22 protein-coding genes and 1 riboswitch are annotated in these 20517 nt (G+C 68.0%); of the genes, 12 read left to right on the plus strand and 10 right to left on the minus strand.

Annotated features, from left to right (window positions below):
- The first annotated feature begins 39 nt into the window (after positions 1–39).
- The 5 genes from sdhC (at position 40) to KV203_RS16105 (ending at position 4968) form a co-directional block, all read left to right on the plus strand.
- Complete coding sequence (gene sdhC, locus KV203_RS16085) at positions 40–444, plus strand: succinate dehydrogenase, cytochrome b556 subunit (RefSeq protein ID WP_083530190.1); 405 nt, start codon at positions 40–42, stop codon at positions 442–444.
- A gap of 16 nt (positions 445–460) precedes the next feature.
- Positions 461–913 carry a succinate dehydrogenase hydrophobic membrane anchor subunit gene (locus tag KV203_RS16090; protein WP_066472511.1) on the plus strand — a complete coding sequence of 151 codons (453 nt, stop codon included), beginning with the start codon at positions 461–463 and terminating at the stop codon, positions 911–913.
- A 21-nt stretch (positions 914–934) separates the two neighbouring features.
- Positions 935–2686 (plus strand): succinate dehydrogenase flavoprotein subunit, encoded by a 1752-nt coding sequence (sdhA, locus tag KV203_RS16095; RefSeq protein WP_066472513.1) that lies wholly within the window; start codon positions 935–937, stop codon positions 2684–2686.
- A gap of 114 nt (positions 2687–2800) precedes the next feature.
- Positions 2801–3514, plus strand: coding sequence for a succinate dehydrogenase iron-sulfur subunit (locus tag KV203_RS16100; RefSeq protein ID WP_373279240.1), 714 nt, complete (start codon positions 2801–2803; stop codon positions 3512–3514).
- 116 nt (positions 3515–3630) lie between these two features.
- On the plus strand, positions 3631–4968 hold the full coding sequence (locus tag KV203_RS16105; RefSeq protein WP_157079877.1) for a D-alanyl-D-alanine carboxypeptidase family protein: 1338 nt from the start codon (positions 3631–3633) through the stop codon (positions 4966–4968).
- A 14-nt stretch (positions 4969–4982) separates the two neighbouring features.
- Here KV203_RS16105 and yhjD read toward each other — a convergent pair whose 3' ends face one another.
- The 3 genes from yhjD to KV203_RS16120 are packed head-to-tail and all read right to left on the minus strand — an operon-like array spanning position 4983 to position 7969.
- Positions 4983–5993: an inner membrane protein YhjD gene (gene yhjD / locus KV203_RS16110; protein ID WP_066472523.1), complete on the minus strand. Its 1011-nt coding sequence runs from the start codon at positions 5991–5993 to the stop codon at positions 4983–4985.
- A gap of 10 nt (positions 5994–6003) precedes the next feature.
- Positions 6004–7038, minus strand: coding sequence for a tryptophan--tRNA ligase (gene trpS, locus KV203_RS16115; RefSeq protein WP_066472525.1), 1035 nt, complete (start codon positions 7036–7038; stop codon positions 6004–6006).
- Positions 7039–7066: 28 nt separating this feature from the next.
- Positions 7067–7969 (minus strand): oxygenase MpaB family protein, encoded by a 903-nt coding sequence (locus KV203_RS16120; RefSeq protein WP_066472533.1) that lies wholly within the window; start codon positions 7967–7969, stop codon positions 7067–7069.
- 123 nt (positions 7970–8092) lie between these two features.
- Here KV203_RS16120 and KV203_RS16125 point away from each other — a divergent pair, with 123 nt between their 5' ends.
- Positions 8093–8731 (plus strand): TetR/AcrR family transcriptional regulator, encoded by a 639-nt coding sequence (locus KV203_RS16125; protein ID WP_246600185.1) that lies wholly within the window; start codon positions 8093–8095, stop codon positions 8729–8731.
- On the opposite strand, the gene KV203_RS16130 is transcribed toward KV203_RS16125, so the two are convergent.
- Together KV203_RS16130 and KV203_RS16135 are read right to left on the minus strand one after the other, a co-directional pair.
- Entirely contained in the window at positions 8710–9153 is a 444-nt protein-coding gene (locus KV203_RS16130; protein ID WP_246600186.1) for a barstar family protein, read from the minus strand. The two genes, KV203_RS16125 and KV203_RS16130, sit on opposite strands and share 22 nt — an antisense overlap.
- A 50-nt stretch (positions 9154–9203) precedes the next feature.
- Positions 9204–9620 carry a guanyl-specific ribonuclease gene (locus tag KV203_RS16135; protein ID WP_066472546.1) on the minus strand — a complete coding sequence of 139 codons (417 nt, stop codon included), beginning with the start codon at positions 9618–9620 and terminating at the stop codon, positions 9204–9206.
- Between the two features lie 67 nt (positions 9621–9687).
- Here KV203_RS16135 and KV203_RS16140 point away from each other — a divergent pair, with 67 nt between their 5' ends.
- Together KV203_RS16140 and KV203_RS16145 are read left to right on the plus strand one after the other, a co-directional pair.
- A complete protein-coding gene (locus KV203_RS16140; RefSeq protein WP_066472548.1) occupies positions 9688–10521 on the plus strand; it encodes an alpha/beta fold hydrolase in 834 nt (277 codons plus the stop codon).
- Between the two features lie 377 nt (positions 10522–10898).
- Entirely contained in the window at positions 10899–11576 is a 678-nt protein-coding gene (locus KV203_RS16145) for a hypothetical protein (RefSeq protein ID WP_066472550.1), read from the plus strand.
- 164 nt (positions 11577–11740) lie between these two features.
- On the opposite strand, the gene KV203_RS16150 is transcribed toward KV203_RS16145, so the two are convergent.
- Positions 11741–12964 (minus strand): NADP-dependent isocitrate dehydrogenase, encoded by a 1224-nt coding sequence (locus KV203_RS16150; protein WP_066472552.1) that lies wholly within the window; start codon positions 12962–12964, stop codon positions 11741–11743.
- A gap of 118 nt (positions 12965–13082) precedes the next feature.
- On the minus strand, positions 13083–14597 hold the full coding sequence (locus tag KV203_RS16155) for an MFS transporter (protein ID WP_066472687.1): 1515 nt from the start codon (positions 14595–14597) through the stop codon (positions 13083–13085).
- A gap of 152 nt (positions 14598–14749) precedes the next feature.
- On the opposite strand from KV203_RS16155, the gene KV203_RS16160 reads away from it, so the two are divergent.
- The 3 genes from KV203_RS16160 to metX all read left to right on the plus strand — a co-directional run bounded on the left by KV203_RS16160 (position 14750) and on the right by metX (position 18113).
- Positions 14750–15391 (plus strand): TetR/AcrR family transcriptional regulator, encoded by a 642-nt coding sequence (locus tag KV203_RS16160; RefSeq protein WP_066472555.1) that lies wholly within the window; start codon positions 14750–14752, stop codon positions 15389–15391.
- A 58-nt stretch (positions 15392–15449) separates the two neighbouring features.
- A riboswitch (SAM riboswitch) is annotated at positions 15450–15562 on the plus strand.
- An 83-nt stretch (positions 15563–15645) separates the two neighbouring features.
- Positions 15646–16962 (plus strand): bifunctional o-acetylhomoserine/o-acetylserine sulfhydrylase, encoded by a 1317-nt coding sequence (locus tag KV203_RS16165; protein ID WP_066472689.1) that lies wholly within the window; start codon positions 15646–15648, stop codon positions 16960–16962.
- The gene (gene metX, locus KV203_RS16170) at positions 16962–18113 is read left to right on the plus strand and encodes a homoserine O-acetyltransferase MetX (RefSeq protein WP_066472558.1); all 1152 of its coding nucleotides are present in this window, start codon (positions 16962–16964) and stop codon (positions 18111–18113) included. Before KV203_RS16165 ends, metX begins: the two co-directional genes overlap by 1 nt.
- A gap of 33 nt (positions 18114–18146) precedes the next feature.
- Here the strand turns inward: metX and KV203_RS16175 are convergent, their stop codons facing one another.
- The 3 genes from KV203_RS16175 to KV203_RS16185 all read right to left on the minus strand — a co-directional run bounded on the left by KV203_RS16175 (position 18147) and on the right by KV203_RS16185 (position 19998).
- Positions 18147–18455, minus strand: coding sequence for a DUF3017 domain-containing protein (locus tag KV203_RS16175; protein ID WP_246600187.1), 309 nt, complete (start codon positions 18453–18455; stop codon positions 18147–18149).
- Positions 18452–19324, minus strand: a complete 873-nt coding sequence (locus tag KV203_RS16180) for a bifunctional methylenetetrahydrofolate dehydrogenase/methenyltetrahydrofolate cyclohydrolase (RefSeq protein WP_066472693.1) — start codon at positions 19322–19324, stop codon at positions 18452–18454. Before KV203_RS16180 ends, KV203_RS16175 begins: the two co-directional genes overlap by 4 nt.
- Positions 19325–19392: 68 nt before the next feature.
- Positions 19393–19998: a pentapeptide repeat-containing protein gene (locus tag KV203_RS16185; RefSeq protein ID WP_066472561.1), complete on the minus strand. Its 606-nt coding sequence runs from the start codon at positions 19996–19998 to the stop codon at positions 19393–19395.
- A gap of 50 nt (positions 19999–20048) precedes the next feature.
- Between KV203_RS16185 and KV203_RS16190 the strand changes: the two genes are divergently transcribed.
- Positions 20049–20513, plus strand: coding sequence for a tRNA (cytidine(34)-2'-O)-methyltransferase (locus tag KV203_RS16190; RefSeq protein ID WP_066472698.1), 465 nt, complete (start codon positions 20049–20051; stop codon positions 20511–20513).
- Positions 20514–20517 lie beyond the last annotated feature (4 nt).

The following is a 20517-nucleotide window of genomic DNA, read 5'->3' on the forward strand; positions in this document are numbered from 1 at the left end:
GCCCGAGTGTCCACCGTCGATGTTGGAGGCGCAATTTCCATGACCGACACGACCGAGGCGGCCCCGGAAGCGGAGGTCCGTCGCTCGTTGTATCGCGGCGACCCCGGTATGTGGTCGTGGGTGCTGCATCGGATCACCGGCGTCACGGTGTTCTTCTTCCTCTTCGTTCATGTGCTCGACACGGCCCTGGTCCGGGTGAGCCCGGACATCTACGACGAGGTGGTCGGCACCTACAAGAACCCGATCGTCGGGTTGATGGAGATGGCCCTGGTGGCCTGCGTGCTTTACCACGCCCTCAACGGCATTCGGGTGATGCTGGTCGACTTCTGGGCCAAGGGACCGCGATACCAGCGGCAGATGCTCTGGGGCATCGCGGCCATCTGGCTCGTGGTGATGATTCCGGCGGCCGGCCGGTTGCTGTACCTGATGTTCACGACGCACTGAGGGCGGTGAGGAAACGATGACCGTGGACAAGCGCCCCGCACCGGTGCTCGGCCAGGAGTACGACCGACCGGCAAGCCTGGACAATCCTCGCTCGCCGCGGCAGCTGTCGAAGAACAACTTCGAGCTCTACGCCTGGCTGTTCATGCGGTTCTCCGGGCTCGCCTTGGTGATTCTGACCTTCGGTCACCTGTTCATCATGTTGATGCTGGACGACGGGGTACACCGGATCAACTTCGCTTTCGTCGCCGGCCGTTGGTCGAGCCCCTTCTGGCAGTTGTGGGACCTGACCATGCTCTGGCTGGCCCAGCTGCACGGCGGAAACGGGCTGCGCACCGTGATCGCGGACTACGCCCGCAAGGACTCCACCCGGTTCTGGCTGAACACGCTGCTGGTGCTGTCGATGATCCTGGTGATGGGCACGGGCACCTATGTGATCTTCACCTTCGACCCGACCATTTCGGCGAACTAGACCTTCAGGAGTTCTCCCGCGATGCAAGAACACAAGTACGACGTCGTGATCGTCGGGGCGGGCGGCGCCGGGATGCGGGCGGCGATCGAGGCCGCGCCACGCGCCCGCACCGCCGTGCTCACCAAGCTGTACCCGACCCGGTCGCACACCGGCGCGGCCCAGGGTGGCATGTGTGCCGCACTGGCCAACGTCGAGGAAGACAACTGGGAGTGGCACACCTTCGACACGGTCAAGGGCGGCGACTACCTGGTCGACCAGGACGCCGCCGAGATCATGGCCAAGGAGGCCATCGACGCCGTGCTCGATCTGGAGAAGATGGGCCTGCCGTTCAACCGCACCCCGGAAGGCCGGATCGATCAGCGCCGGTTCGGCGGGCACACCCGCGACCACGGCAAGGCTCCGGTGCGCCGGGCCTGCTACGCCGCCGACCGCACCGGGCACATGATCCTGCAGACGCTTTACCAGAACTGCGTCAAGCACGACGTGCAGTTCTTCAACGAGTTCTACGTACTCGACATCGCAATCACCGAGACCGATCACGGGGCGACCGCGACCGGCGTCGTCGCCTACGAGCTGGCCACCGGCGAGCTGCATGTCTTCCATGCCAAGTCGGTGGTGATCGCCACCGGCGGCTCGGGGCGGATGTACAAGACCACCTCGAACGCGCACACGCTGACCGGCGACGGCATGGCGATCGTGTTCCGCAAGGGCCTGCCGCTGGAGGACATGGAGTTCCACCAGTTCCATCCGACCGGGCTGGCCGGCCTGGGCATCCTCATCTCCGAGGCGGTACGCGGCGAAGGCGGGATTCTGCGCAATGCCGACGGCGAACGATTCATGGAACGCTACGCGCCGACCATCAAGGACCTCGCGCCCCGCGACATCGTCGCCCGCTCGATGGTGCTGGAGGTGCTGGAAGGCCGAGGCGCCGGCCCGGACAAGGATTACGTCTACATCGACGTGACCCACCTCGGCGAGGAGGTCCTTGCCGAGAAGCTGCCGGATATCACCGAGTTCGCCCGCACCTACCTGGGCGTCGACCCGGTCACCGAACTGGTCCCGGTGTTCCCCACCTGCCACTATGTGATGGGCGGCATTCCGACCCGGATCCGCGGCGAGGTATTGCGCAACAACCACGAGATCGTCCACGGCCTCTACGCGGCCGGCGAGTGCGCCTGTGTGTCGGTGCACGGGGCGAACCGGCTGGGCACCAACTCGCTGCTCGACATCAACGTGTTCGGTCGGCGCGCCGGTATCGCCGCCGCCGAGTACGCGCGTCGGCACAATTTCGTCGAGATGCCGCCCGATCCGGCTGCCATGGTGCAGGACTGGCTGGCGCTGATCCTGTCCGAGCACGGCGACGAGCGGGTCGCCGATATCCGGACCGATCTGCAGCGCAGCATGGACAACAACGCGTCGGTGTTCCGCACCGAGGACACGCTGAAACAGGCCTTGCACGATATCCACGCGCTCAAGGAGCGGTACGCGCGAATCACCGTGCAGGACAAGGGCAAGCGGTACAACACCGACCTCTTGGAGGCCGTCGAGCTGGGCTTCCTGCTGGAGCTGGCCGAGGTCACCGTGGTCGGCGCGCTGAATCGGAAGGAGTCCCGCGGCGGGCACGCCCGGGAGGATTATCCCAGCCGCGACGACGTCAACTTCATGCGGCACACCATGGCGTACAAGGACGGCCCCGATCTGTTGTCGGAGGTCCGGCTGGACTTCAAACCGGTCGTGCAGACCCGCTACGAGCCGATGGAGCGGAAGTACTGACCCCGCGGGGCCCGGCCCCCACGTACCCCCGAAGGACTTCTGGTGAACACTGTTCTCGACAAGAGCCCGCAGACCGCACCGCCGCGCGAGGCGCCGGTGCCCGAGGGCTCGGTGATGGTGAACGTGAAGGTCGCCCGGTTCAACCCGGAGGACAGCCTGGGCGAGCACTGGGAGACGTTCCAGGTGCCGTGCCTGCCGACCGACCGGTTCCTGAACCTGCTGATCTACATCAAGTCCTATCTGGACGGCACCCTGACCTTCCGTCGCTCGTGTGCGCACGGGGTGTGCGGCTCGGACGCGATGCGGATCAACGGGGTGAACCGACTGGCCTGCAAAGTCCTGATGCGCGACATGCTGCCGAAGAAGGCCGGCAAGACGCTCGAGGTCACCGTCGAGCCGATCCGCGGCCTGCCGGTGGAGAAGGACCTCGTGGTCGACATGGAGCCGTTCTTCGATGCCTACCGCGCCGTCAAGCCGTACCTGATCACCTCGGGTAACGAGCCGACCCGGGAGCGCATCCAATCCGCCACCGACCGGCATCGCTTCGACGACACCACCAAGTGCATCCTGTGCGCCTGCTGCACCACGTCCTGCCCGGTCTACTGGAACGACGGCTCCTACTTCGGGCCGGCCGCAATCGTCAACGCGCACCGGTTCATCTTCGACAGCCGAGACGAGGGTGCCCGGGAGCGACTGGACATCCTCAACGATCGCGACGGTGTCTGGCGCTGCCGCACCACCTTCAACTGCACCGATGCCTGCCCCCGTGGCATCGAGGTGACCAAAGCGATCCAGGAGGTCAAGCGGGCGTTGCTGTTCGCGCGCTGATCCGAGCTCGGCGCACCGAGCGTGCGACGCTGCGGCCCCGGCCGAGATCGAGAACGTCCTGCGGATAAGCCCGATCGCCCGCGCCGCGACCACCGAGCACATACGCTCGCTCACCGATGATCACGTTGGGCTCCCCGCACCGCACTGCCGCGGTCGCAGCGGCGTTGGTATCGGTGCTGCTCACCGGGGCGGCCGGGACGGCCGGGGCGCAACCCGATCCACCGGTGCCGATCACCACGTCGGCGACCCCGACCAGCACGCCGTTCCGCACTCCGGACACCGATTCGTGCCCGAACCGAACGCAACCGCCGCGGGCGATCGATGCATCCGAGATCCCGACCCCGGGCCAACCCAAGCCCCAGCCGTTGCCGGTGCCGGACCAGCCGGTCGGCGGTACGATGCTCGGCCGATGCGGCACGATCGTTCCGGCCGGCGCGCCGGCGCTGCCGAAGGACATCTCGGCCACCTCGTGGGTGGTTGCCGATCTGGATACCGGGAACGTGCTCGCCGCCAAGGATCCGCACGGCCGCTACCGTCCGGCCAGCACGATCAAGACATTGCTGGCGATCGTCGCGCTCCGCGAACTGGATCTCTCCCGGGTGGTCACCGGAACAGCCGAGGACGCCGCGGTGGACGGCACCCGGGTCGGGATCGGCCCAGGTGGGCAGTACTCCAACGATCAGCTGATGCACGCGTTGTTGATGGCATCGGGCAACGATGCCGCGAACGTGATCGCGCGCGAGCTCGGCGGCGTCGATGCGACCCTGCGCAAGATGAACGCGCAAGCGCGGACGCTCGGCGCGCTGGACACCCGGGCCGCCACCCCGGCCGGGCTCGACGGACCCGGGATGTCCAGCTCGGCCTACGACCTGGCGCTGATCTTCCGGACCGCCATGCAGTTACCACGCTTCGAGCAGATCATCCACACCGAGCAGATCGACTTTCCCGGCTTTCCGAAGGACCCACGGATTCCCGAGGACATCGACCATCCCGGATTCGCGATCGGCAACGACAACCAGCTGCTCTACAACTACGACGGCGCGATCGGCGGCAAGACCGGGTATACCGACGACGCTCGGCACACTTTCCTGGCCGGGGCCGAACGGGGTGGACGACGGCTGGTGGTCGCCCTGATGCAGGCCGACGTGCTGCCGATCCGGCCGTGGGAGCAGGGCGCGCGGTTGCTCGACTACGGCTTCGCGCTACCCCGCGACGCTTCCGTGGGCACCCTCGCGGCAACCGCCGAACCGGCCGCACCGGAGTCGCGAGCGGCGCAGCCGCAACCGATCGCCGAGCCGGGGACGATCGCACCGACCGCGATTGCCGCGCCGGCCGGCACCGCGTCGCCGACCCTCCCGCATTGGCCGCTGCGGATCGGGCTGATCCTCGGCGGACTACTGGCGATCGTGTTGCTGCTGCTCACCGCCAGCATGCTGCACGACCGGCGCCGCTGACCGCGCGCCGCGACCTACTGGCGACGCCGCCGCAGACCGAGCGCGGCGAGCGCCCCGGCCCCGAACAGCGCGATCCCGGCCCACACCGACGCCGCGGGTCGAACCTCCACCCGCGGCCGGATCACCACCGGTTCCGGGGCCGGGACATGGGTCAACGCCAGATTCTCCTTCGCGGTGGCCGCCCAAGCGGTGGCGAACAGGAGGATTCGCCAGCTGATGAAGCCGAACACCATGATCCCGAGGATCGGGCCGAACGCGACCCCGGCCGGGCTGGACAGCACGCTCTTCAGATAGAACGCACCGAGCTGCTTGAACACCTCGAACACCGCGGCCGCGAGCAGGCCGGCACGCATCGCGCTACGCACCGTGACCGGCTCCCGAGGCAACCGCGCGATCACCCAGGTGAACAACGCCCAGGACGCGAGGATCGACACCGCGATCGAGGCTGCGCGCAGGAGCAACGACACCCCCGGCGCATCGCCGAGGTGGGCCAGGTCCAACAAACGAGTGATGATCGGTCCGGCGCTGAGCGCAGACAACGCCAACGACACCACGATGGCGAGCGCGGTGCCGATCAACGCACCCAGGTCGGACAGTTTCGTGGCCGCGAAGCCGGCGTCGTCGTGCTTCTGCTCCCATTGCTCGGTCAGCGCCGCGCGCAGGTTGCCCATCCAGCCGAGCCCGGCATAGAGCGCACCGACCAGCCCGATCACCCCGACCCCGGTCCGCGAGCTGATCGCCTGGTTGATCAGATCGTTGATCTGGCTACCCATCTCACCCGGAATGTTCTCGGTGATCCGTTCCCGGATCTGATCCAGCAGATCGGAGTTCCCGGCGAGGACGAAACCGGCAGCCGAAAAGGCCACCATGAGGAGCGGAAACAACGCGAGCACGGTGTAGTAGGTGATCCCGGCGGCGTAGAAGTCGCCGCGCTGATCCTGATACCGCCCGCCCGCCCGGATCAGATGGTCCAGCCAGGGCCGACGATCTCGAAACTGCCGCAGCTTGCCCATCGGATCCGGCATCGTCCAACTCTCACGTCACGGCACCGGCGGCCGGCGCCAGGAAACCCACCCGGTCGTACACCTGTGCCAGGGTGGCGGATGCAATACTCCGCGCCCGCTCGGCACCGGCAGCGAGGATGCGATCCAATTCTTCCCGGTCGTCCATGTACTGTGCCACCTTCAGCTGCAGCGGCGCCAGGAACTCGCTCAGCGCGTCGGCAACCCCCGCTTTGAGGTCCCCGTAACCCTTCCCGGCGTACTCCCGCTCCAGGTCGCCGATGGCGACATCGGTCAAAGCGCTCTGAATTACCAAGAGATTGCTAACTCCCGGTTTCTGTTCCGGATCGTACCGGACCTCGCGCTCGGTATCGGTCACCGCCGACCGCACCTTCTTCGCCGACCGGGCCGGGTCGTCGAGCAGGTTGATCAATCCAGCTTCGGTAGCGGCGGACTTGCTCATCTTGGCCGTCGGCTGTTGCAGGTCGTAGATCTTGGCGGTGCCGGTGACGATGTGTGCGTCCGGCACCGTCAGCGTCGGGCCGAACCGGGTGTTGAACCGTTGGGCCAGGTCCCGGGTCAGCTCCAGATGCTGGCGCTGGTCCTCCCCGACCGGGACCAACTGGGTGTCGTAAAGCAGGATGTCGGCCGCCTGCAGCATCGGATAGGTGAGCAGCCCGACGCCGGCCGAATCATTGCCCTGCCGAGCGGTCTTGTCCTTGAACTGGGTCATCCGGGTGGCCTCGCCGAACCCGGTCAGGCAGGTCAGCACCCAGGCCAACTGGGCATGTTCGGGCACGTGACTCTGCACGAACAGCGTGGCCCGCTGCGGGTCGATCCCCAACGCGAGCAGCTGGGCAACGCTGAGCAGGGTCCGCTGCCGCAACGCAGCCGGATCGTGCGGCGCCGTGATCGCGTGCAGGTCCGGGATGAAGTAGAAGGCGTCGTAGTCGTCCTGCAGCGCGACCCAGTTGCGCAGTGCGCCGAGGTAGTTACCGAGATGGAAGGAATCCGCGGTCGGCTGGATTCCGGACAGGACGCGAGGCTTCGCGGGCGCGGGATCGGACACGCTGCCCGATCATTCCATGCCGGCGCGGTCAGCCGGCGAGGCCGGCTACCACCGCGGTGCGGTCGACATCGGGCATGGTCGAGCCGCCGTGCCGACGAACCGCTCGTTCGCCCCGGGCGACGGTGGTGTACCCACCGGCGCTACGACCGCGCAGCACCGGCCGCAGCACGGCCGGGGCGAGCGGTGCCCGCCGGTGTGCCGACCGGATCGACTGCACCACCGAACGGAACACCAGTTCGTCGGTGATTCCCCACTCGATGCCGTACATCCGCCGGATCGGGTCCGGCACGCTACCTTGGATCACCTTCGCCAACGCCGGCGCCGCCAGCTTGGCCGCTCCCGGCAACGGGTAGCCGGGTTCGCGCGCACCGCTCAGATAAGCGCCCACCAGCCGAGCCTCGTCGGTCAGGTACGGCTGATCGGAAGCCAGATAGCCGTCGAATGCCGCCCGGAAGGACGGGTAGTCGACCGGCGCTGCGCTGCGCGGCATGCCGAACAACTCGCCCCAGCGCACATAGTCCTGCCAGAGTCCCTCCCGCTCGCCCGGGGTGAGCCGCCGGACCAGAAGTTCGTGCATGGCCAGCGCCGAGTCGAAGGTGAACGCCATGGTCATGAACATCAGGTGCGGATCGCGCGCGTCGTACCGGGTGCCCGCCGGATAGGCCGGACCGGCGTCCTCGGATATCGCGCCGGACACCCGGGCGTGCTTGCGCCGGGTGAATTCCAGCGCGCGATCGGCCTCCGCCCGACTTCCGAGGAAGACCGCCTCGAACAGCCGGCCGGTGATCGCCAGCCGGGTGTACGGGGTCTCCCGATGTTCGGTGTGGGTCGCGGTGCCGATGTACAGCAGTGGGTGAACCGCACCGATCACCAGCGCCCGCTGGCCGTAGGTGAGTCCCACCGCACGCTTGCTCATGACGCGTACGGCCATCGACCTGTCCGCAAAGTAGCCGGCCACGGTGCCTCCTTGCCCCGGCGATATCTGGAAATAGCTTCTACCAAATTGCCTCGTCCGGCAAGAGGCGGCACCGAAACCAGATGCGAGAATGGCGGTGTGACCGGACGGGCATACGCGGGTTTGTCCGCCGAGCAACGCCAGATGCAACGACGAGCAGCCCTGCTCGACGCAGCCCTGGACCTGATCGGGACGGACGGCTTCGCGCAACTCACCGTCGGTGGGCTGTGCCGGCGCGCCGGACTGAACGAGCGGTACTACTACGAGAGCTTCACCGATCTGGCCGGGGTGTTGGAGGCGGTCTTCGACCGGATCGTCGACGAGCTCGCACCGGCGATCGTCACGGCGATGACCAGCGCTCCGGCCGACGTGCCGGACCAGGCACGGGCGGCGATCGGGGCCGCGGTGGATCTGTTCGCCGCCGACCCGCGCAAGTCCCGGGTCGCCTTCGTCGAAGGAATCAACCATCCGGTGTTGGCGCGGCGGCGTTCGGAGATCGTCCGGCAGCTGAGCCTGCTGGTGATGACCGCCGGGGATCAGATCTACGGCAGCGCGCCCAGCTCGGCGACCGCACCCGAGATCGCGGCGACGATGCTGGTCGGCGGGCTGATCGAGACCACGATGAGCTGGCTGGACGGCCGTCTGCCGGTCACCCGGGACGAGTTGGTCGACCGGACCGCCGAACTGTTCACGGTGGTCGGTGCGCACGTGGCCGCTCAGCCGGCCAACACCGGATAGCCGGCGGGCGGTCCGAGCCGGAGCAGTCGGAACGCGACGTCGCGGACCGACCAGTACGCCGCCGCGTCGGCCATCGCGGCATCGAACCACGCGCGCTCCGCCGGCACATCGGCAAGGAGTTCGGCGGCATCTCGCAGCACCACGACGTACCCGGCCGCCGGGCCGACCCATTCATCCAGGTCGCGCAGGCACTCGTCGAAAGCGTCCTTGTTGCCGCCGAAGTAGTACGGGAACTGCCACGCCGCGGCGAACTCGTCGAACAGCGCCGGCACCGTGCGCATCCGGGAGCCGCGCAGCTCGCGGACCAGATAGCCCTGCGCCGGCAGCGCGACCCGCAACTCGGCAGCCACCGCCGCAGCCACCGGCAGTGCCGCAATCGGCGGTGCCGCCGGATCGGCAAGAAATGCCACAACTGCGGACACGAGCGGTGACCTGTCCGGCGGTGGCGAACTCGGCAAGGGGCGACCGGCCATCAGCGCATCCTCACGAACGTTTCGTAGTGGTCTCCGGTGTACCAGGCGGACCCGTCACTACCGGTGACAATGCGCTCCGCGTCCCGGGATCGACCCGGCCGCTTCGGGTTCACGTCCCACTCGCGGTAACGGATCGGCGTCCCGGCCGCGCCGATCCGCGGCAGCCGGCCCTCCCGATTCGCCCAGCCATCGCCCCCCTTGGTTCCCGGCGCCGCATCGGCCGGCCATCGCCCCGCGTCGATCTCCCGCAGGGTGCTGCCGGCCTGTGCCGGCACCGCGTCGGGGACCTGCGACGACGCGCGGCCGGGCGGAACGGAGGTCTCCGGGGCGGTCGGTCCGCATCCGGTCAGCACCGTGAGGAGCGCGAGGAGCGCGGCGACCAGCACGGCAGTAGCCGATCGCGGCGAGTGGGTCACCGGGTGAACCTACAATGCAAGTAGTGATCTGATCGCAACGCTGCGATCCGGCAGGAAGGCGCCGACGATGACGCAACCGATCCGGCCGACCCCGGCGCTCCATCTCGGCTCGGGCGAGCCCCTACTGCTGATCCAACCGTTCCTGCTGTCCCCGCACGTCTGGACCGGCGTCGCCGAACGCCTGGCCGATCGGTTCGAGGTATTCGCACCGGCCCTGAGCGGGCACTGGGGCGGTCCGCCGATGCCCGTGCGGCAGGCGAGTGTCGCCGACTTCGCCGATCGGATCGAGCTGATGCTCGACGAGCTGGGATGGGACACCTGCCACATCGCCGGAAACTCGCTGGGCGGCTGGATCGGCTTCGAGCTGGAACGCCGAGGCCGGGCCCGCACGCTGACCGCGATCGCCCCGGCCGGCGGCTGGTCCCGACTCAGCCCGGCGAAGTTTCTGGTCGGGATGGAATTCCTTTCCTTGCTCCCATTGATCGGTATCGGACGTCTGGTTCCCGGTTGGGCCACCCGCAACCGGCTACTGCAGCGATTGGTCCTGCCCATCGCGGTGCACGACAGCGGCGCGGTGTCGCGAAGCAGTGCGCAGGCGATGCTCACCGCGGCGATCCATTGCTCGGCGTTTCTGCCGGTGATCGGCACCAACATCACCTCCGACGGGATAGCGGATCTGGCCGAGGTGCACACGCCGACCCGACTGCTGCTCTGCGAGCACGACCGGATCATCCCGATGCGGATCTACGGCCGGCGCTTCCTCGACGAACTACCCGCCGACGCCGACCGAATCGTCATGCACGGCGTGGGGCACGTGCCGATGCTGGAGGATCCAGCCCGGATAGCGACCCTGATCGCCGAACACATCAGTGGTCACGCACGGCAGCTCAGCGCGGTCTGATTCGTCGCGGTCTGATTCGTCCGGAGCGTGTCTCCTGATATGCACGTCGACCGACCCGGGAGTGGATGACCGACTGTCATCCGAAAGACCGATACCCGGAAACCATTTCCGACTCTAACGTACGAGGAAGGGACGCTTGCGGCTTCGCCTCGACGACGGCCGATTCGCCGGCGCCCGGAACTCGATGTCGATCCGAGGTAAGGAGGCCGGCCATGGCCGGTTCGAAGTGCAACAAGTGTTCTCGCCCATTGCTCGACTGCCAAGGCTGTAAGGGCGGACGCGCCACAAGCAACGTGTTCGGTGCGCTGACGTGCAGCCGTTGCACGAAGGGGCAGGTCTGCGCAGAACACGGCAAGCACTGGGAGTAACGCGCCCAGATGGCTGACCGCACCCCCCAGTTCGGACCGTTCATCTGCGGATTGATGGGTGCGGTCGCCCTCGGCGCACTTGCGTCGACAATGGCAGCCGACCCGGCCGAGACAGCGGTCCTCGCGATCGGTATGGGAATCGCCGCGGCGACGTTCGGCTCCGCTGCGTACCTGCGCACCGTCGCGCAATGGTTCTACTCGGCACTCGGCGTCATCGCGGCCATTCCGGTGGCGATCAGCTTCCTGCAGGACAGCCAGTGCAGTACTGCTTCCCCCGCCCTTCGCTATGCGGTGTTCGCGTTGCTGTTTCTGCTGGCCGCGTTGGGCTTCGGGCTCGCCGCTGTCGCCGGCAAGCTGTCGTCTGCGGTCGGCCTCGGCTGGTTCGGCGCGTTGGAGATTCTCACGTTCATGACCTCACCGCTGGCCGTGGACGTCCTCGGGGACACCGCGATTCCGCTTGCGTTGATGGTGCTCGTCGCTGCGCCGTTCGGCGCGCTGGCCGCCTATCAGCCAGAAGCCGTGCTTGCGGTAGCCGGAACCCTGATCGCGATCGAGGAAATCGGCGCAGCGCAGCTCCCCACCACCTGCGGTACGTCCGGCAACTCCAGCGGCATCGTGCTCATCATCGTGTTCACAATCACCTACGCGGCCGTCCGAGCGGTAGCCCGAAAGGTCCGCCAGAACTGAGGAATTGCCGACCGGCGTTGCCGAGGACTGCGCACCTCGGAACGGCGGCGGTACTTCGGGCGTACTTTTCCGCGGTGGCGGCCGGAGTGCGTTCGGCCCAGTCGGAACAATCGGCGTCGGCGGCCGGTCCGGTGTCTGCCGGGCAAACCACCGACAAGGCGGAATCAGTTCTCCGCCAGCGCCTTACGTAGGTTACGGTCCAGCGCACCGAGGAATTCCTCGGTGGTGAGGTAACTTTGGTCGCCGCCGACCAGGAGCGCGAGATCCTTGGTCATCTCACCGCCCTCGACGGTGCCGATGACCACCTCTTCCAGCCGATGTGCGAAGCCGATCACGTCCGGCGTCCCGTCCAGCTTGCCGCGATGCTCCAGGCCACGGGTCCAGGCGAAGATCGACGCGATCGGGTTGGTCGAGGTCGGTTTGCCTTGCTGGTACTGCCGATAGTGCCGGGTGACGGTGCCGTGCGCCGCCTCGGCCTCGCAGATCTTGCCGTCCGGGGTGAGCAGCACCGAGGTCATCAGGCCGAGCGAACCGAACCCCTGCGCCACCGTGTCGGACTGCACGTCGCCGTCGTAATTCTTGCAGGCCCAGACGTAACCGCCCTCCCACTTCATCGAGGAGGCGACCATGTCGTCGATGAGCCGGTGCTCGTAGGTGAGACCGGCCGCATCGAACTCGGGCTTGAACTCGGCGTCGAACACCTCTTGGAAGGTGTCTTTGAACATCCCGTCGTACGCTTTGAGGATGGTGTTCTTGGTCGACAGGTACACCGGATAGTTGCGCTGCAAACCGTAGTTGAACGAGGCGCGGGCGAAGTCGACGATCGAGTCCTTGAAGTTGTACATGCCCAGCACCACCCCGCCGTCGGCCGGCATCTGCACCACCTGATGCTCGACCGGCTCGCCGCCGTCGGCGGGCGTGAAGGTGATCGTCACCGTGCCCGCCTCGAACACCTTGAAGTCGGTGGCCCGGTACTGATCGCCGAAGGCGTGCCGGCCGATGATGATCGGCTTGGTCCAGCCGGGCACCAACCGGGGCACGTTGGAGATGATGATCGGCGCCCGGAAGATCGTGCCGCCGAGAATGTTCCGAATGGTGCCGTTCGGCGAGCGCCACATCTTCTTCAGCCCGAACTCCTCGACCCGCGCCTCGTCCGGCGTGATCGTGGCGCACTTGACCCCGACCCCGTGCCGCTTGATCGCGTTCGCCGCGTCGATGGTCACCTGGTCGTCGGTCGCATCGCGGTGCTCGATGCCGAGGTCGTAATAGTCGAGATCCACATCCAGATACGGATGGATCAGCTTGTCCTTGATGAACTGCCAGATGATCCGGGTCATCTCGTCGCCGTCGAGTTCGACGACCGTGCCCACTACCTTGATCTTGGACATGGCTACTCGAGTCCTCCTCGGGGCGCTTCGCCGGGCCACCCGTCAACGTATACCCCCGGCTACCCCCGAGATGCCGGAGCGGCGCATCCGTGGATCGAATGCGCCGCTGCCGTACCGGTCAGCCGGCGGCCGGTTGCAACTCCGGCTCGACCGGGGACTCCTCGGCCGGGCCACGCTCGAGGTCGTCCGGACGGCCCGTGATCATCACGGCGACGACGACGAACGCGAGAGCGAAGAAGCCGGCACCCCAATAGAACGCGACGTCGTAGCTGTGGATCGAGGCCCGCGCGATCAGCTGGTCGGCGCCGGCGTGCGCGGCGACGTACCGGTCGGACACCTGCACCGCAACCGTGGTCAGCAACGCGGTGCCGATCGAACCGCCGACCTGCTGCGCCGCGTTGAGCAGCGCACTCGCCACCCCCGCGTCCCGCGCATCGACATCGTGCAGCGCGGTCGTCTGCATGGCGACGAACACCTGGCCCATCCCCAACGCGACCAGAAGCTGCGCCGGCAGCACCCCACTCACATAGCTGTCACCCAGGCTCAACTGCGCCAGGTAGAGCAACCCGATCGTGCCCAGCGCCGTACCGGTCAGCATCAGCGGCCGCGGCCCGACCCGCGGCAGCAACTGGCTGGCGATCGCCGCGGACACCATGATTCCCGCCGGGAACGGCAGGAAGGCGACCCCGGCGTGCAACGGCGTGTAGCCGAGCGTCACCTGGAAGTAGTAGCTGAGGAACAGGAACATCGCGAACATCGCGATCGGCAACAGCAGCGCGGCCAGATACGAGCCACCCCGGTTGATTTCGCCGGGGATGCGCAGCGGAAGTAGCGGATTGCGCGCCCGGCGTTCGATCCCGACGAACGCGCCGAGCAACACCACCCCGGCGGCGAACAGGGTGACGGTGCTCACCGCCGACCAGCCGGCTTCCGCCGCCCGGGTGAACCCGTACACGACGCTGACCAGGCCGAGCGTGGCGGTGACTGCACCGGCCACGTCGTAGCCACCGGTGCGCGCTACCGGGACGTCCTTCTTGATCACACTCAGCGCACCGATCGCCGCGAGGATCGCGACCGGAGTGTTGACCAACAAGCACCACCGCCACGAGGCGTACTCGGTCAAGGCGCCGCCCACGATCAGACCCAGCGCCGCGCCACCGGCCGAGATGCCGGCGAAGACGCCGAAGGCACGCGCGCGTTCCTTGGGCTCGGTGAAGGTGACCGTCAGCAGGGACAGCGCGGCCGGCGCGAGCAAGGCCGCGAAAGCGCCCTGCAGCCCGCGACCGGCGAAGAGTTCGGCGCCGTTCTGGGCGAGCCCGGCCAGCGCCGACGCAGCGGCGAATCCGGCGAGACCGATGAGGAACATCAGCCGTCGGCCGAGGTAGTCGGCAAGCCGGCCGCCGAGCAACAGCAGGCCACCGAAGATCAATGTGTAGGCGGTGAGCGCCCACTGCCGGTTGCTGTCGCTGATGCCCAGATCGGCCTGGGCGAACGGCAACGAGATGGTGACGATCGTGGCGTCCAGCACCACCATGAGCTGGGCGAGGGCAATCACGACCAGGCCCCACCACCGTCCCGAGTCGGGAGCCGCAGCGGCGACCGTAGTCGGCGCCGCGGCGTCTGTGTTGCTCAACGAGACCTCCGAATAGTTGGCGGGCGGCGAGGAAATCTCCGCTCGGGCCGAGTCTGTCACCAACCGCCATTTGGCGTCAACAGAAATTTGTCGCATTCAGACATTTGGCATCGCTTGCCACTATCGCCGCCGGTCGGCGTAGGATGAGGTCCATGACCACGGCAGCGACGCCGGTCGGTCTGCGCGAACGCAAGAAGCGGCAGACCCGCACCCGGATCATCGAAGTGGCGCTCGACCTCTGTCAGGCTCAGGGTTTCGAGCGGACCACGGTCGAGCAGATCGCCGAGGCGGCGGACGTGTCCGCGCGCACCGTCAACCGGTATTTCGAGACGAAAGACGACATCATCCTCGGCCCGGTCGAGGACGTGTTGCGTGTGACGACCGAGCTGCTTCGCGCGCAGCCGGTGACCGGCGACGAGTTGCGCGCGCTGTGCGATGCCTACCTCGGCCTGCTGGACCGGATCGCGGCCGCCGGCGAACCGATCGCCTTCGATCGCTTCCGACAGATGCACCGGATACTCCGAGACACCCCCGCAGTCGCCGCCCGCAGCCGCGAGTTCGGGGAGCGGAAGGCACACGCGATGGCCACGGTCGTCGCCGACCGGCTCGGCGCCGAGCCGACCGAGCTCCGGGTCCGGCTCACCATCGCGACCTGGCAGGCGATCATGCACGTGGCGCTGGACGAGTGGGACAACTGCGGTTCGGGTGCAGCCTGCGTGGCGCACTGTCGGCGGAGCGTGGTCGAGACGTTCGACGCGTATCGCCACCTGGCGGCGACGGCCCGGTCGGAGTGAGTCCGGCGCGTTCGGGCCCGGCGCACGTCGAGCCCGGCGCACGTTAAGATGGCGGGCAGGTCAAGAGCGCCAGCGCCAAGCCCCGGCTCGCTGGCCGGCAACCCTCCTACGCGGTGGGGTGCTCCGGGTGAGCGACCGGGCGTACGCGGCAAGCGTACGCAAGCGCGGATTCTGCAGGAGGTCGACCATGTGTTGCGGTCACCGATAGGCCCCGTCCTGTTCTTGCCCAACTCGACAACCCCGTGGAGACCCCGATGAGCGATGCGACGCTGCCCGAGAACTGGTCGTTCGAGACCAAACAGATTCATGCCGGGCAGGCCCCGGATCCCACCACCAACGCCCGTGCGCTGCCGATCTACCAGACGACCTCGTACACCTTCCGCGATACCGATCACGCCGCGGCACTCTTCGGGCTGGCCGAACCGGGCAACATCTACACCCGGATCATGAACCCCACCCAGGACGCCGTCGAGCAGCGGATCGCCGCGCTCGAGGGGGGCGTCGCGGCACTGCTCGTGGCGTCCGGCCAGGCCGCCGAGACCTACGCGATCCTGAATCTCGCACAGGCCGGCGACCACATCGTGTCCAGCCCGCATCTCTACGGCGGCACCTACAACCTGTTCCATTATTCGCTGCCCAAACTGGGTATCGAGGTGAGCTTCGTCGACGACCCGGACGATCTGGACCAGTGGCGGGCCGCGATCCGGCCGAACACCAAGGCGTTCTTCGGCGAGACCATCTCCAATCCGAAGAACGACATATTCGACACACCCGGCGTATCCGCCGTATCGCATGCCGCCGGCATCCCACTGATCGTCGACAACACGGTCGCCACCCCGTATCTGATCCAGCCGTTGAGCCAGGGCGCCGACATCGTGGTGCATTCGGCGACGAAGTATCTGGGCGGGCACGGGTCGGCGATCGCCGGCGTGATCGTGGACGGCGGTCGCTTCGATTGGACGGTGACCGACGCCGACGGCGCCGCCCGGTACCCCGGCTTCACCGAGCCCGACCCCAGCTACCACGGCGTGGTCTACGCCGACCTCGGCGCGCCGGCGTTCGCACTGAAGGCCCGGGTGCAGCTACTCCGCGATCTCGGCGCCGCGATCTCACCGTTCAACGCATTCCTGATCGCACAAGGTCTGGAGACGCTCAGCCTGCGGATGGAGCGGCACGTCCGCAACGCCCAGGCGGTCGCCGAGTTCCTGACCGCGCAGCCGGGCGTCACCTCGGTCGCCTACGCCGGCCTGCCGACGTCGGCCTGGTACGAGCGCGGTAGGCAGCTGGCACCCAACGGCACCGGCGCGGTCATCGCGTTCGAGCTGGCGGACGGCGTGGACGCGGGCAAGAAGTTCGTCGATGCGCTCACCCTGCACAGCCATGTGGCCAACATCGGCGACGTGCGCTCGCTGGTAATCCATCCGGCATCCACCACCCACTCGCAGCTGACGCCCGAGGAGCAGGCCGCCGCCGGCGTGACGCCCGGCCTGGTTCGGCTGGCCGTCGGAATCGAAGGAATCGACGACATCCTGGCCGACCTGCAGTCCGGGTTCGCCGCGATCGCGAACTGATGTCGGCCCCGGTCGCCGCGCGGCGACACCCGACGTCGGCGGCGGCGTACCTGCCGCCGCCGGACGGCCGGCTCGACCTGGTCCAGATCGGTGACGTGCGGCTGGAGAGCGGCGCGACGATCCCCGACGTGCACATCGCCACCCGGCGCTGGGGTGAGCTGTCGGCGGCCCGGGACAACATCGTGCTCGTCGAACACGCGCTGACCGCCGACTCGCTCGTCACCGGGCCGGGTGACCCGGGCCGGCCGGCCGGTTGGTGGGACGGCCTGGTCGGGCCGGGAGCACCGCTGGACACCGACCGCTGGTGCATCGTGGCGACGAATGTGCTCGGCGGCTGCGCCGGTAGCACCGGGCCGGGTTCGGCCGCACCGGACGGCCGCGCCTGGGGCTCCCGCTTCCCGGGCATCTCGATCCGCGACCAGGTCACCGCCGAGCGGACGTTCGCCGACGCCATCGGGGTCGCCCGGTTCGCTGCCGTCGTCGGCGGGTCGATGGGTGGCATGCGCGTGCTGGAGTGGCTGGTCGGCGACCCGGACCGGGTCGGTGCGGCGCTCGTGCTGGCCACCGGCGCCCGCGCGACCGCCGATCAGATCGGCACCCAGACCACCCAGATGGCGGCGATCACCACCGATCCCGACTGGCAAGGTGGTGACTACCACGAGACCGGCCGGGTGCCACTGCACGGTCTGGGCCTGGCCCGCCGCATCGCTCATCTCACCTATCGAACCGAATTCGAGCTGGACGACCGCTTCGGCAACGCCGCGCAAGCCGGCGAAGACCCGTGGCGAGGTGGGCGGTACGCGGTACAGAGCTATCTCGATCATCAGGCGGCGAAGCTCGCCGCGCGATTCGACCCCGCCACCTACGTGCTGCTCACCGATGCGATGAACCGGCACGACATCGGCCGCGGTCGCGGCGGTGTAGCAGCCGCACTGGCCGACGTCCGAGTTCCGACGATCGTCGCGGGCATCGACTCCGACCGGCTCTATCCGCTACACACCCAGGCGGAGCTGGCCGAGGGACTGCCCGGGTGCTCGGGCCTGGCGGTCATCACCTCCCGCGACGGCCACGACGGCTTCCTCACCGAAACCACGGCGGTCGGCAAGCTCCTGGTGGAAACGCTGGATCTGGCCCGGTCGGCCGCCGACTGAGCGCACGCTGCGGGTCGGTCGGCGCCGCGCGGGTCAGCCGGTGCCCAACGGGTCGATGTAGGCGGCCAGCCAGACGATGATCGCGCCGACAACGACCAGTGCCGCAGCGTCGAATCGGCGGCCACGCACGGCGAACCAGCCCAGCCGACCTTCGGCCACGGTGAAGCGGGCCACCCCGGCCAGCATCGTGCCGGCGCCGAAGACGAGCGCCCCGCGGCGCCAGCGATCCGACATCACCAGCAGCACCGCCACGATATAGATCACCCCGACGATCGCCACCGGTAGATGCGTGCGGATCACCTGGGCCAGCCGCCGCGGACCGGCGGGCGACCGTGCGGTCACCTCGCGGCTTGTTTCTCGGCCCACTCGACCACATTGGTGAGGAGAAACGCCCGGGTCAGCGGGCCGACCCCGCCCGGGTTCGGCGAAAGATAACCCGCCACGTCGGCGACATCGGCAGCCACGTCGCCGACCCGGCCATCCGGACCGCGGGCCGCGCCGACGTCCACCACCGCCGCCCCCGGTTTGATCATGTCCGCGGTGATCAGGCCGGGGGCGCCGGCCGCGGCGACCACGATGTCGGCGCGCCGCACCTCGTCGGCCAGGTCCCGGGTCCCGGTGTGACACAGCGTGACCGTCGCGTTCTCCGAGCGCCGGGTGAGCATCAGCCCGAGCGGCCGACCGACCGTGATACCGCGGCCGACGATCACCACGTGGGCACCGTCGAGCGGAATGTGGTAGCGGCGCAACAAGTGGATGACACCGCGCGGGGTGCACGGCAACGGCGCGTCCTCGCCGATCACCAGTCGGCCCAGATTCCGCGGGTGTAGACCGTCGGCGTCCTTGACCGGATCGATCCGCTCCAGGGCGGCACTTTCGTCCAGCTGCTTCGGTAGCGGCAGCTGCACCAGGTAGCCGGTACACGCCGGATCGGCGTTCAGCTCGTCGATTACCGCATGCAACTCCACCTGGGTGGTCTCGGCGGGCAGATCCCGGCGGATCGAGGCGATCCCGACTTTGGCGCAGTCGGAATGCTTGAGTCGGACGTAGGTGGCCGAGCCGGGGTCGGCGCCGACCAGCACCGTACCCAGACCGACGGCGATCCCGCGGGCTCGCAGCGCGGCCACCCGCGCGGTGAGATCGGTGAAGATCTCGTCTCGGGTGGTCTTCCCGTCCAGCAGCGTCGCCGACCCGGTCGGGACACCGCCCACCGTCGTATCGGTCGCGCAGCCAGGCTCGGTCACGCAGCCAGGCTACGCCAGGCCACCGACGCCGACGGCTACTCGACGACCAGCCCGTGCGCCCGCGCGTAGTCGATCGTCTGCGCCGGCGCGACCCGGGTCTCGGACAGTCCGGTGGATGCCCAGAAAACGGTGTCGACCTGCGCACCACGCATGTCGGCGCCTTCCAGTCGGAGTCCGGTGGTGCGCGCACCGACCAGGTCCACCGAGCTCAACGTCGCGCCGCGCAGATCGGCCAAGACCAGATTGGCCGCTCGCAACCGGCAGCCGGACAGGTCGGTGTTCCGCAGGTCGGCCCCGCCGAGCGAGGCCTGGGAGAAGTCCACCCCGGCCAGCTCGATCGGCCGCAGGCGGCAACTGATGAACGTCGAACCGACCATCGAACAATCCCGGAGCGAACTGTGCCACAGCGCGGTACCGGTGAACTGACACCGCCGGAAGGTGGTCCGGTGATGATGCGAACCGGCCAGGTCGGTGCCGGTGAAGTCGCACTCGACGAAGGTCACCGATTCGGTGCGCAGGCCGCTCATGTCGGCCGCGCGGAACCGGCACCGAACGTAGGTGCGCTTCTGCCAGTACTCGCCCCTCAGTTGAACATCGGTGTAGTCCTCGTCGAGGATCGCCTCGATATCCACAGTCGACATGCCGCCTATTGTGCGTGTGGGTCGACGGATCGAGCCGGAAGATGATCATTATGTACCGGATTGTGTTCTACTCTCCACAAATCCCGCCCAACACCGGTAATGCGATCAGATTGACCGCAGCAACCGGTTGTGAGTTGCACCTCGTCGAGCCGCTCGGATTCGACCTCTCCGAACCGAAGCTGCGCCGCGCGGGCCTCGATTACCACGACCTGGCCTCGGTCACCGTGCACCCGGACCTCCCGGCGGCCTGGGCCGCGCTGGCGCCGGAGCGGGTATATGCGTTTACCGCACATGCCACCATGCGGTACACCGACGTCGCCTACCGAGCCGACGACGTGTTGCTGTTCGGTCCGGAACCGACCGGGCTGCCCGCCGAGGTGCTGGCCGACCCGCTGGTGACCGCGCAGCTGCGGATTCCGATGTTGCCCGGACGGCGCTCGTTGAACCTGTCCAATGCTGCGGCGATCGCCGCCTACGAGGCGTGGCGACAGCTCGACTTCGGCGGTGGCAGCTGACGGT

The sequence above is a fragment of the Skermania piniformis genome, assembly GCF_019285775.1.
Classification (GTDB): domain Bacteria; phylum Actinomycetota; class Actinomycetes; order Mycobacteriales; family Mycobacteriaceae; genus Skermania; species Skermania pinensis.